The organism is Bacillus sp. EU52 (genome assembly GCF_037964975.1).
GTDB classification, from domain to species: Bacteria; Bacillota; Bacilli; order Bacillales; family Bacillaceae; genus Bacillus; species Bacillus subtilis.
The window spans coordinates 29,796-42,419 of the sequence record NZ_CP150177.1 but is presented as its reverse complement, the minus strand read 5'-3'; the positions used below and the strand labels follow the sequence as shown (position 1 = coordinate 42,419).

Genomic DNA, 12,624 nt, shown 5'->3' with positions numbered 1-12,624 from the left:
AAAAGGCTCCCGTCTTATGCGGAAGCCTTTTCCCTATTTTTTATTTAAGAATGACAGACAGAAAAGACAATCCTCTTTTCGAACACTTCCATAGTGGACATTGCAGATATGAAATCCTTCTTGATACAGACGTGCCAGATTATCATATCCTTCCCCTATATCAGTTTGCTCTGTCTTCTGTGTTTTTGATTCTTTTTTATCAGCTTTGAACTTTTCAATCTGCTGCGTCGTATCGTCCAGCCGTTTGCGCAAATGCTTGTTTTCAAGCTGTAAATGATGATTTTCCTCAATCATCTCACCGATATGCTGCTTCAAATCCCCCAGCTGCCGGTACAGTGAGCCAATTTGTTCTTCTAAGTTAATGACTGTATCAAATAACTCTTTTTTATCCAAGGTTCCACACCTCGTTAATCTGTGGTTTGTGCGGATACGACGCCCTCTTCCAAGAGCTCTTCCCAAGTATATTCTATCACTTTTTCACGGTTTATCAGTTCCACCTGAAGCACCCGTTCCAGAATATTTAGTCCGACGACCTTCGCGGGACCGTTTGCTGTCGTAATCATTTCTCCTATATCCGGAAGCTGTTCTTTTGCCGTCTCATACTCATCGTTCTCATATTTTAGACAGCACATCAATCGTCCGCAAAGGCCCGAAATCTTCGTAGGATTTAAAGACAAGTTCTGATCCTTGGCCATTTTAATGGAAACGGGTTCAAAATCTCCAAGAAACGTTGAACAGCAAAGCATTCTTCCGCAAGGACCGATTCCTCCGAGCATTTTTGCCTCATCCCTCACTCCGATTTGGCGCAGCTCAATTCTTGTCTTAAAGATAGAAGCCAAATCCTTTACAAGCTCTCTAAAGTCGACTCGGCCGTCAGCAGTGAAGTAAAAAATGACTTTATTGCGATCAAACGTGAATTCAACATCGACCAGCTTCATATCCAAGCCATGCTCAATCACTTTCTTTTGGCAGATATCAAATGCTGATAGTGCTTCCTGTTTATTTTCTTCTACAATGAGAAGATCGCGCTCGTCTGCCACACGTATCACTTTTCGAAGGGGAAGCACCACATCATGCTCATCCACCTGTTTATTTGCAATTACGACCTGGCCGTACTCAACGCCTCTGACAGTTTCTACAATTACGCAGCTGTCATGTTCTATATGAAATCCATTCGGATCAAAATAATATATTTTACCCGCTTTCTTAAAGCGGACACCAATTACATTGTACAAGCTTATCCCTCCTGCAACATTAACACCAAGTGCTCCATTAATCCTTGTACATTCACATTGGAATGAAGCCGTTTCTTTGCTTCTAAAACAGCAAGTATCTGATTCGTAACGCTTTGTTGTGTTGATTGTAGCGCATGCTGTTTTATTGATTGGAATAAGTCTTGATAAATCAATTTATCTTCATTTCCTATTTGGATGGACAACACATCACGATATATCAATAAGAGCATATCAAGACCCATTTCTTGATGGGTTTTTTCTTTGAAAAAGGGCATCCATTGATCTTGAATAAAGAAAAAAGCATGTCCTTTCCGCTGGTGTAGGACTTCATACAATTTTATCACTTTCGCTCTAGACTCTGCAAACTCATCATTTCGACTTAATTCGACTGCTTCTGCTACATTATTGGTCATGTTGGCCAGAAGCCTTGCCATATGAGGCGAGACGTCCTGTTCGATCAGTCTATCTTCAATTGCTTTCGGTTGCAAAGGCTGAAAAGGAAGGGTTTGGCATCTTGAAATGATGGTATCCAATAACCTTTGGGGCTGCTCAGTGATGAGGACGGCCATTGTGTCTTTGTTCGGTTCTTCTAAAAATTTCAGCAGGCTGTTCGCCGCATTTGCTGTCATTTGATCTGCGTGCGAAATAATATACAGCTTTTTATGCGATTCAAGTCCTGTCTTAGAAAACTCTTCTTGGAGCGCTTGAATTTGCGCCTTTTTGATTGATAAGCCATCAGGCTGAACAAGATGGAGATCAGGATGGTTCCCTGACTCTATCCGTTTACAGTTTCGGCAGCTCTCACAAGGCTCCGCGCCATCCTCCAGACAAAAGAAGCTTTTTGCAAGAAGCAGCGCGGCATCAAGCTTGCCTGTTCCTTTTTTCCCCTCAAACAAATAAGCGTGTGATAGTCTGTCCTTCTCAATACTATTATATAAAAGCTTCATCACTCTGGGCTGAAGCTCGTTCATTTCCTTCCAGGATATTGCCATTGTATCACTCTCTATGTGTAAAGGTTAATTAATAAACCTTTTATTTCGCCAATACGCTCCAGCAAATCAATTGCCGGTTTTTCCTGATCCATCATCTCTTCCGTAAGCTGTATCAATTTGTCATCTATTTCTTTCACAAGTCCCAGCGTTCTGCTGTTCCCATAAAGGTCAAAGCTTTTCGATGTTTCATGTGAAAGGCCGCTGTCCACAGCTTCTTTGACAAAACGTTTCACAAGTCCTTTAAATCTCGCTAAGTCTTTAAAATTCCGAGATTTCGTTAGCCTTTTTCCGAATGCTTCTATATCAGATAACAGCCTGGTAAGCTGATCAAGCTTCATTTTGCTGCTTTGGTTTTCCATTGATGTTTTAAACGATGCTGTGATCTCTGATGTTTTCACAGAGGGAATCTGCTTATTATCTATAAATGTACGTATATCTTTATTAATTTTCACAGTTTCAGATCCTTAAAATTGATGAAATTCATCGACTGGAAGGACAAATACTGTCGCTCCGCCAACTTCAACTTCGACTGGATAAGGGACATAGGAATCAGCATTTCCGCCCATTGGAGATACAGGGGCAATCATCTGATCACGTTTCTGCCCGTTTTCTTTAATGAGACTCAACGCTTTATTGACGCGTATATCCTCGACACCGATCATAAACGTTGTATTGCCTGATTTAAGAAATCCTCCTGTCGTCGCAAGCTTTGTGACTCTGAAGTTGTGATCCGTTAAGGTTTTCAAAAGTCTGTTGCTGTCCTGATCTTGTACAACTGCCACTATCAATTTCATCTGTGAAGGCCTCCTTTAGATTGGAAACAACGTGATCTCGTTTACATTATTATATCAACTATTGGGAAACAGGTCACAATTGAATTTTTTTCAACGCTTCATCGATCACCTTTAGAACATCCTGAACGACGAGGTCTTTGGATTGCCCGGCATCAACTGAATGATATCTTTCCGGAAATCGCTTCATCAGCTCTTGATAACCTTCTTGTACTTTTGTATGAAAGTCCAGTTTTTCTAAATCGAGCCTGTTTTTCTCCCGTGAGCCGTTTGCGTAAATACGCTTCAGTCCTTCTTCCGGATCAATTGAAAAATAAACCGTTACATGGGGCATCATATCTCCAATGGCAAATTCATTAATGGACAGAACCTCATCAATTCCAAGCCCTCTTGCATATCCTTGATACGCAAGAGAACTGTCTATGAATCTGTCGCAAAGAACGATAAACCCCTGTTCTAAAGCAGGTTTTACTTTTTCAACTAAATGCTGGCGTCTTGCAGCCGCATATAAGAGAGCTTCTGTTTTTGGGTCCATTAATGTATTGTTCTCATTCAGAATAACCTCTCGAATTTGTTCTGCAATATCTATTCCGCCTGGCTCTCGAGTTGCCATAACCTGAAGGCCTTCTGCTGTCAGTATGTTTTTGATCTCCTGCAGAACAGTCGTTTTCCCTGCACCTTCAGGACCTTCGAATGTAATAAATAAACCGCTCATGATTTCTCCTCTTCTATATAAACAAGTAGTTGTTTCTCTTTGATTTTCATATTCCCTTGAACATGCGTTTTCATGCTGATCAAGCGGCTGAGCTTTTGCACACTTTCTTTTGTTATTCTTTCTCCCGCCATAATCATCGGGATACCCGGAGGATAAGGGATGATATCTTCTGCATTCAGCCGGCCAGCTGCTTCCTCAAAGCTCACATATTCTTTCTTAAACGAATGTAAGACCTTTTTTGGATAAGGCAAGACAGTAACAGGCTGCACTCCCCATTCTGCAGAAACAAACGCCTGATCCGGAGGCATTTTCTCAATCTCTTCATCAATGCTTCTAATGGTTTCAGCATTAATTCTCCGTTTTCCTCCCAATGGGAGAACGAGCAGTACTTGATTTTCATCAGCAAGCTCAGTGAATATATTGGCACGCTCTAATATGCTTTGCAGCGTATAGCCAGAATGCCCGCGTTTTGAACGAATTGTGAGCTTTAGCGGATCCGTGATGATCAGTGGATTAGCAGGGTTAACAGCTTCTGCATTTGTAAGTGAATCAAACGTTTGTTTAAGTGTTTCTATCCGCTGCAGAATGTCAGAAAGCTTTTGTTCTTCTATAATATGCTGTACATAAGCGCGGGCAATATCTAACGAAGCCATAATCGGATAAGACGGGCTGCTGCTTTGTAATCGGTTTAAATACTCTGCCACCCGATCCCTGTTAATCCTGCAGCTGCTGTTGAGATGCAAATAAGAACCCATCGTCATGGCAGGCAACGTTTTGTGGGCCGACTGAACAACAATATCTGCCCCCATTTTTAAAGCTGAGACCGGAAAAGGCTCACCTAAAATAAAATGTGCGCCATGCGCTTCATCGACCAAAACAGGAATCCCGTAATGATGGGCTTCAGTAATGATCTCAGTCAAATCAGCACTATGTCCGTAATATGTCGGATTGGTCAGTACCAATCCTTTCGCATCTGGATATGCTTCCAGGGCCTCTTTAATTGTTCCAAGCGGAACATGCGTAGGCACATGCATCGCTGAATCAACGTCAGGTGCAAGATAAACCGGCTCAGCACCGGACAAATCAACAGCATGAAATACAGATTTATGACAGTTTCTTTGAACCAGAATTGTATCACCAGGTTCACAAACAGATAAAATCATCGCTAAGTTTCCGACAGTCGTACCATTTACCAGAAAAAAACTTTCCACCGATCCATATAATTGACTGGCAAGCTCCTGAGCTTCCTTAATCACCCCAGAAGGATGATGGAGATCATCCAGTCCTGCCAGTTCAGTTACATCAATGGTGAGAAGCGGATCGAATATTGACTTTGCGTCATCAAAAAAGACATCTCCATTGTGATGTCCCGGAACATGAAATGAATGAGAATTTCTTCTCGCATGTTGAATTAATGCTTTATATAAAGGTGTGTTCATGAAAACAATCCTTTGAATGTGTCTTCTTACACCTTATTATATCGTGCCTCTGACAGAACTTAAAGCCAGACTTACTGGTAACTATCTTTCCTTTATTGTAATCAGCTTTTGCTTCAGGTCGCCTTCCATCATCATGAGCTCTTCTTCTGCCTGACGGCGTTTGATTCGTCCTTCTTCTTGTATAGTCAGTGTTTCTTCAAGCGTGCTTATTAAGCTTTCCTGCACCTTCTTCAAGGTATCTATATCAACAAGGCCTCTTTCATTTGCCCGTGCAGTTTCAATTGTATTGGTTTTTAAAAGCTCCGCATTTTTCAGCAAAAGCTCATTGGTTGTATCAGATACTTTCTGCTGTGCATCCACTGCATTGCGCTGCCTTAAAAGCGTCAGTGCAATGGCAACTTGATTTTTCCATAACGGAATCGCTGTCACAATGGATGACTGAATCTTTTCAGCTAACGCTTGGTTTGTATTTTGAATCAGCCTGATTTGCGGTGCACTTTGGATTGTAATTTGCCTGCTCAGCAGCAAATCATGCACCCTTTTATCTAACCGGTCAGCAAATTGAATTAAATCATTCACCTCTTGAACGGCCATTTGGTTATGATCACTCGATTCAGCCTGTTGCTTCAGTTCAGGAATCGTTTTTGTTTTTAATTCCTCCAGCTTCAATTCTCCTGCAGCAATATAAACATTCAGCGTGGCAAAATATTCTTTATTTTTTTCATATAAGTGCTCTAACAGCTTGTTGTCACTGATTAAAGCATTTTTAGAGTGCTCCAGCTTCAAACTGATTCTGTCTATCTGCACACTGGTCTTTTGGTATTTAGACAGCACCTCTTGAAGAGAACTTGATACTCTTCCAAACACGCGTGCCAAAAAACCCTTTTTCTTAGATTGGAGATCATCAGGATTTACTTGCTCCAGCTTTTTCATCAGCTCTCCAAGTATTTCGCCAATCTCCCCGACATCCTTCTTTTGAACATGATTAATCATATCATGAGAAAAGTTCAGCAGTTTAGATTGAGCTTGTGAACCGTATAAGACAATGCTTTGCATATTTTTATGATCAATCTGTCCAGCAAGCTGAATTGCTTTTTCCTTGTTTTCCTCAGGAAGAACATCAACAAGCCGTACTTGCTCTTTCTCTGCTTTTACAGCCTCCGAACCTGGTATCTCTATGTTACCACCAAAAGGATCTGCCAATAATTCATCTATATGAAGGTCGCTTTGGTCTCGGTTCATCGCTCTTACCCTCTTCCCTTATTTCTTTAATGAATGTTTTGCTGCGTCTAATTCAAAGTGCAACTCGTCAATGTCATCACCCATTACTTGAGTTAAATCTTCCTCTAAACGCTTGGTCAATTCAGTAAGAGTGATGCGTGTCTCACTTAACGACATCGACAGTTCTTTGCTTTTTTTTGGGTGAGATGATAGAAAAGCATACTTCTCTGTCAATTCAACAACCGAATCGAGAGTTTGATAAAAAAATCGTTCTGCCTGATAAAACCGCTTTGGCTCTTTTTTGGTGAGGAGATAAATCCTTCTCACAATCCTTAGCATTTCTGCATTTTGCTTAAACATTTGAATGCTTTTAGCCTGAAACAAGGCTTTCCTAAGACGGATCATTTTCTGCCTTGCTTCCTCTAAGTTTTTCTTAATGTAAGCATACTCTCTTCCTGTCAATGCATGCTTTTTAAGAAATAACCGTCTTGCATTCCAGATGCCAGCTATATATACGGCTGCTCCAGAAGCAAGCCCATAAACAATAGATAAAAAAAGCGACTGGTTTAAACCGAAAAAGCTCAATATTCCAATGAAAACAAAAGTCGCACTGCTAGTTAAACTCCACATCAAAAAGTGAAAAAATCTCTGCATGAGATAATCGACTCCTGTGTCTATACTCAGTTTTAATATTATTATCTACTACGTTCAATCCTTAAACAAGTTTCATCTTCTTTTTATTATTAAGAGTACAAAAAAAGACCTTTTCAGGTCTATGAATATAATGGCGGTGTATGAATGCTCTTTAGTTTTTTTACGTAAAACGCATAGTCAGGATCAGAAGTTGATGTAGAAATTACTTTTCTCTCACAATCTAAGCATATGAATTTCGTATAAAGATGAATGCCTCTATTCTTCTCTTGATCACAAATCACACATGTATGATTAAGTTTAACTGTTTCGTCCATCTTCTCCACCTCCGTACAGTTAGCCTCCCCTTAAAACGGATATTGTATACACTATTTAGACCTTTTTGAAACTTTAAATCAGTATATGGGCTATATAAGCCCTCGGTGTTTGTATTTGTTTGATTTTCTCGATCTTGAGTAAACAAAAAACCCAGCTCAATGAGCTGGGTTTAAGCTTGCTTGGCGGCGTCCTACTCTCACAGGGGGAAACCCCCGACTACCATCGGCGCTGAAGAGCTTAACTTCCGTGTTCGGTATGGGAACGGGTGTGACCTCTTCGCTATCGCCACCAAACAAATGCCTTCAAGATGAAGGTACTAGGCGTTTCTCACAGGATGTGAGAGCCCTTAGCGGAGTTTCCTTACCTTCCGCCTTTAGAGAGGTGTTCTCTCAAAACTAGATAACAGGTGTGACATCATTCAAAAATATGGTTAAGTCCTCGATCGATTAGTATCTGTCAGCTCCATGTGTCGCCACACTTCCACCTCAGACCTATCAACCTGATCATCTTTCAGGGATCTTACTTCCTTGCGGAATGGGAAATCTCATCTTGAGGGGGGCTTCATGCTTAGATGCTTTCAGCACTTATCCCGTCCGCACATAGCTACCCAGCGATGCCCTTGGCAGAACAACTGGTACACCAGCGGTGCGTCCATCCCGGTCCTCTCGTACTAAGGACAGCTCCTCTCAAATTTCCTGCGCCCGCGACGGATAGGGACCGAACTGTCTCACGACGTTCTGAACCCAGCTCGCGTACCGCTTTAATGGGCGAACAGCCCAACCCTTGGGACCGACTACAGCCCCAGGATGCGATGAGCCGACATCGAGGTGCCAAACCTCCCCGTCGATGTGGACTCTTGGGGGAGATAAGCCTGTTATCCCCGGGGTAGCTTTTATCCGTTGAGCGATGGCCCTTCCATGCGGAACCACCGGATCACTAAGCCCGACTTTCGTCCCTGCTCGACTTGTAGGTCTCGCAGTCAAGCTCCCTTGTGCCTTTACACTCTGCGAATGATTTCCAACCATTCTGAGGGAACCTTTGGGCGCCTCCGTTACCTTTTAGGAGGCGACCGCCCCAGTCAAACTGCCCACCTGACACTGTCTCCCCGCCCGATAAGGGCGGCGGGTTAGAAGGTCAATACAGCCAGGGTAGTATCCCACCGATGCCTCCACCGAAGCTGGCGCTCCGGTTTCCAAGGCTCCTACCTATCCTGTACAAGCTGTACCAACATTCAATATCAGGCTGCAGTAAAGCTCCACGGGGTCTTTCCGTCCTGTCGCGGGTAACCTGCATCTTCACAGGTACTATAATTTCACCGAGTCTCTCGTTGAGACAGTGCCCAGATCGTTGCGCCTTTCGTGCGGGTCGGAACTTACCCGACAAGGAATTTCGCTACCTTAGGACCGTTATAGTTACGGCCGCCGTTTACTGGGGCTTCAATTCGCACCTTCGCTTACGCTAAGCGCTCCTCTTAACCTTCCAGCACCGGGCAGGCGTCAGCCCCTATACTTCGCCTTACGGCTTCGCAGAGACCTGTGTTTTTGCTAAACAGTCGCCTGGGCCTATTCACTGCGGCTCTCTCGGGCTTGCACCCTAACAGAGCACCCCTTCTCCCGAAGTTACGGGGTCATTTTGCCGAGTTCCTTAACGAGAGTTCTCTCGATCACCTTAGGATTCTCTCCTCGCCTACCTGTGTCGGTTTGCGGTACGGGCACCTCTCACCTCGCTAGAGGCTTTTCTTGGCAGTGTGGAATCAGGAACTTCGCTACTATATTTCGCTCGCCATCACAGCTCAGCCTTATGGGAAACGGATTTGCCTATTTCCCAGCCTAACTGCTTGGACGCGGATATCCAATACCGCGCTTACCCTATCCTCCTGCGTCCCCCCATTGCTCAAATGGTGAGGAGGTGGTACAGGAATATCAACCTGTTGTCCATCGCCTACGCCTTTCGGCCTCGGCTTAGGTCCCGACTAACCCTGAGCGGACGAGCCTTCCTCAGGAAACCTTAGGCATTCGGTGGAGGGGATTCTCACCCCTCTTTCGCTACTCATACCGGCATTCTCACTTCTAAGCGCTCCACCAGTCCTTCCGGTCTGGCTTCACAGCCCTTAGAACGCTCTCCTACCACTGTTCGAAGAACAGTCCGCAGCTTCGGTGATACGTTTAGCCCCGGTACATTTTCGGCGCAGAGTCACTCGACCAGTGAGCTATTACGCACTCTTTAAATGGTGGCTGCTTCTAAGCCAACATCCTGGTTGTCTAAGCAACTCCACATCCTTTTCCACTTAACGTATACTTTGGGACCTTAGCTGGCGGTCTGGGCTGTTTCCCTTTCGACTACGGATCTTATCACTCGCAGTCTGACTCCCAAGGATAAGTCATTGGCATTCGGAGTTTGACTGAATTCGGTAACCCGGTAGGGGCCCCTAGTCCAATCAGTGCTCTACCTCCAAGACTCTTACCTTGAGGCTAGCCCTAAAGCTATTTCGGAGAGAACCAGCTATCTCCAGGTTCGATTGGCATTTCACCCCTACCCACACCTCATCCCCGCACTTTTCAACGTGCGTGGGTTCGGGCCTCCATTCAGTGTTACCTGAACTTCACCCTGGACATGGGTAGATCACCTGGTTTCGGGTCTACGACCACGTACTCATGCGCCCTATTCAGACTCGCTTTCGCTGCGGCTCCGCATCTTCTGCTTAACCTTGCACGGGATCGTAACTCGCCGGTTCATTCTACAAAAGGCACGCCATCACCCGTTAACGGGCTCTGACTACTTGTAGGCACACGGTTTCAGGATCTCTTTCACTCCCCTTCCGGGGTGCTTTTCACCTTTCCCTCACGGTACTGGTTCACTATCGGTCACTAGGGAGTATTTAGCCTTGGGAGATGGTCCTCCCGGATTCCGACGGAATTTCACGTGTTCCGCCGTACTCAGGATCCACTCAGGAGAGAACGAAGTTTTGACTACAGGGCTGTTACCTCCTATGGCGGGCCTTTCCAGACCTCTTCATCTACCTCGTTCTTTTGTAACTCCGTACAGAGTGTCCTACAACCCCAAGAGGCAAGCCTCTTGGTTTGGGCTAATCCCGTTTCGCTCGCCGCTACTCAGGGAATCGCATTTGCTTTCTCTTCCTCCGGGTACTTAGATGTTTCAGTTCCCCGGGTCTGCCTTCTCATATCCTATGAATTCAGATATGGATACCACTCCATTACGAGTGGTGGGTTTCCCCATTCGGAAATCTCCGGATCAAAGCTTGCTTACAGCTCCCCGAAGCATATCGGTGTTCGTCCCGTCCTTCATCGGCTCCTAGTGCCAAGGCATCCACCGTGCGCCCTTTCTAACTTAACCGTTAAAAAGAATCACTATGTGATATCTTGTGTTACTAATTGAATGTGATGTCTACTGTTATCTAGTTTTCAAAGAACACGTTGGTGGAGCCTAGCGGGATCGAACCGCTGACCTCCTGCGTGCAAAGCAGGCGCTCTCCCAGCTGAGCTAAGGCCCCGTTATATAAGATGGTGGGCCTGAGTGGACTCGAACCACCGACCTCACGCTTATCAGGCGTGCGCTCTAACCAGCTGAGCTACAGGCCCATCTTAACTTATTCAAGGAACAAAGTTCCTTCAAAACTAAACAAGACAGGGAACGTTCTGTTTATAAGACCCAAGGTCTTATATTCCGTATAATATCCTTAGAAAGGAGGTGATCCAGCCGCACCTTCCGATACGGCTACCTTGTTACGACTTCACCCCAATCATCTGTCCCACCTTCGGCGGCTGGCTCCTAAAAGGTTACCTCACCGACTTCGGGTGTTACAAACTCTCGTGGTGTGACGGGCGGTGTGTACAAGGCCCGGGAACGTATTCACCGCGGCATGCTGATCCGCGATTACTAGCGATTCCAGCTTCACGCAGTCGAGTTGCAGACTGCGATCCGAACTGAGAACAGATTTGTGGGATTGGCTTAACCTCGCGGTTTCGCTGCCCTTTGTTCTGTCCATTGTAGCACGTGTGTAGCCCAGGTCATAAGGGGCATGATGATTTGACGTCATCCCCACCTTCCTCCGGTTTGTCACCGGCAGTCACCTTAGAGTGCCCAACTGAATGCTGGCAACTAAGATCAAGGGTTGCGCTCGTTGCGGGACTTAACCCAACATCTCACGACACGAGCTGACGACAACCATGCACCACCTGTCACTCTGCCCCCGAAGGGGACGTCCTATCTCTAGGATTGTCAGAGGATGTCAAGACCTGGTAAGGTTCTTCGCGTTGCTTCGAATTAAACCACATGCTCCACCGCTTGTGCGGGCCCCCGTCAATTCCTTTGAGTTTCAGTCTTGCGACCGTACTCCCCAGGCGGAGTGCTTAATGCGTTAGCTGCAGCACTAAGGGGCGGAAACCCCCTAACACTTAGCACTCATCGTTTACGGCGTGGACTACCAGGGTATCTAATCCTGTTCGCTCCCCACGCTTTCGCTCCTCAGCGTCAGTTACAGACCAGAGAGTCGCCTTCGCCACTGGTGTTCCTCCACATCTCTACGCATTTCACCGCTACACGTGGAATTCCACTCTCCTCTTCTGCACTCAAGTTCCCCAGTTTCCAATGACCCTCCCCGGTTGAGCCGGGGGCTTTCACATCAGACTTAAGAAACCGCCTGCGAGCCCTTTACGCCCAATAATTCCGGACAACGCTTGCCACCTACGTATTACCGCGGCTGCTGGCACGTAGTTAGCCGTGGCTTTCTGGTTAGGTACCGTCAAGGTACCGCCCTATTCGAACGGTACTTGTTCTTCCCTAACAACAGAGCTTTACGATCCGAAAACCTTCATCACTCACGCGGCGTTGCTCCGTCAGACTTTCGTCCATTGCGGAAGATTCCCTACTGCTGCCTCCCGTAGGAGTCTGGGCCGTGTCTCAGTCCCAGTGTGGCCGATCACCCTCTCAGGTCGGCTACGCATCGTTGCCTTGGTGAGCCGTTACCTCACCAACTAGCTAATGCGCCGCGGGTCCATCTGTAAGTGGTAGCCGAAGCCACCTTTTATGTTTGAACCATGCGGTTCAAACAACCATCCGGTATTAGCCCCGGTTTCCCGGAGTTATCCCAGTCTTACAGGCAGGTTACCCACGTGTTACTCACCCGTCCGCCGCTAACATCAGGGAGCAAGCTCCCATCTGTCCGCTCGACTTGCATGTATTAGGCACGCCGCCAGCGTTCGTCCTGAGCCAGGATCAAACTCTCCGATAAAGTAGTTTGAC

The 12,624-nt window shown here is 45.7% G+C and carries 10 protein-coding genes, 2 tRNA genes and 3 rRNA genes; all 15 read right to left on the bottom strand.

All coding sequences use genetic code 11. The features are described 5' to 3' along the window. Positions 1–33: 33 nt before the first annotated feature. The 15 genes from yabA to NSU05_RS00155 all read right to left on the bottom strand — a co-directional run bounded on the left by yabA (position 34) and on the right by NSU05_RS00155 (position 12,613). Positions 34–393 (bottom strand): replication initiation-control protein YabA, encoded by a 360-nt coding sequence (gene yabA, locus NSU05_RS00225; RefSeq protein ID WP_003218308.1) that lies wholly within the window; start codon positions 391–393, stop codon positions 34–36. Positions 394–407: 14 nt separating this feature from the next. Further along, positions 408–1,235, bottom strand: coding sequence for a competence/sporulation regulator complex protein RicT (ricT, locus tag NSU05_RS00220; protein ID WP_003226767.1), 828 nt, complete (start codon positions 1,233–1,235; stop codon positions 408–410). A 2-nt stretch (positions 1,236–1,237) separates the two neighbouring features. After that, the gene (gene holB, locus NSU05_RS00215; RefSeq protein WP_003226770.1) at positions 1,238–2,227 is read right to left on the bottom strand and encodes a DNA polymerase III subunit delta'; all 990 of its coding nucleotides are present in this window, start codon (positions 2,225–2,227) and stop codon (positions 1,238–1,240) included. An 11-nt stretch (positions 2,228–2,238) separates the two neighbouring features. Then, positions 2,239–2,679, bottom strand: a complete 441-nt coding sequence (locus NSU05_RS00210; protein ID WP_009966249.1) for a YaaR family protein — start codon at positions 2,677–2,679, stop codon at positions 2,239–2,241. Positions 2,680–2,691: 12 nt separating this feature from the next. Beyond that, positions 2,692–3,021 (bottom strand): cyclic di-AMP receptor DarA, encoded by a 330-nt coding sequence (gene darA / locus NSU05_RS00205; protein ID WP_003242755.1) that lies wholly within the window; start codon positions 3,019–3,021, stop codon positions 2,692–2,694. Between the two features lie 73 nt (positions 3,022–3,094). Further along, positions 3,095–3,733, bottom strand: a complete 639-nt coding sequence (tmk, locus tag NSU05_RS00200) for a dTMP kinase (RefSeq protein ID WP_038428261.1) — start codon at positions 3,731–3,733, stop codon at positions 3,095–3,097. Then, complete coding sequence (locus tag NSU05_RS00195) at positions 3,730–5,172, bottom strand: aminotransferase class I/II-fold pyridoxal phosphate-dependent enzyme (RefSeq protein ID WP_038428260.1); 1,443 nt, start codon at positions 5,170–5,172, stop codon at positions 3,730–3,732. The genes tmk and NSU05_RS00195 overlap by 4 nt, the downstream gene beginning before the upstream one ends. Before the next feature lie 81 nt (positions 5,173–5,253). Next, entirely contained in the window at positions 5,254–6,414 is a 1,161-nt protein-coding gene (locus NSU05_RS00190) for a toxic anion resistance protein (protein WP_038428258.1), read from the bottom strand. An 18-nt stretch (positions 6,415–6,432) separates the two neighbouring features. Continuing rightward, the gene (locus NSU05_RS00185; RefSeq protein WP_038428256.1) at positions 6,433–7,047 is read right to left on the bottom strand and encodes a 5-bromo-4-chloroindolyl phosphate hydrolysis family protein; all 615 of its coding nucleotides are present in this window, start codon (positions 7,045–7,047) and stop codon (positions 6,433–6,435) included. Between the two features lie 119 nt (positions 7,048–7,166). Next, positions 7,167–7,361, bottom strand: a complete 195-nt coding sequence (gene csfB / locus NSU05_RS00180; protein WP_003243294.1) for an anti-sigma-G factor — start codon at positions 7,359–7,361, stop codon at positions 7,167–7,169. A 178-nt stretch (positions 7,362–7,539) separates the two neighbouring features. Then, positions 7,540–7,655, bottom strand: a 5S ribosomal RNA gene (gene rrf / locus NSU05_RS00175). 133 nt (positions 7,656–7,788) lie between these two features. After that, positions 7,789–10,716, bottom strand: a 23S ribosomal RNA gene (locus NSU05_RS00170). An 81-nt stretch (positions 10,717–10,797) separates the two neighbouring features. After that, positions 10,798–10,873 (bottom strand) — tRNA-Ala (locus tag NSU05_RS00165). Positions 10,874–10,884: 11 nt separating this feature from the next. Further along, positions 10,885–10,961 (bottom strand) — tRNA-Ile (locus tag NSU05_RS00160). A gap of 102 nt (positions 10,962–11,063) precedes the next feature. Beyond that, positions 11,064–12,613: ribosomal RNA gene (locus NSU05_RS00155) — 16S ribosomal RNA — on the bottom strand. The 16S, 23S and 5S rRNA genes sit together here with 2 tRNA genes alongside, the layout of an rRNA operon. Between the last annotated feature and the right edge of the window lie 11 nt (positions 12,614–12,624).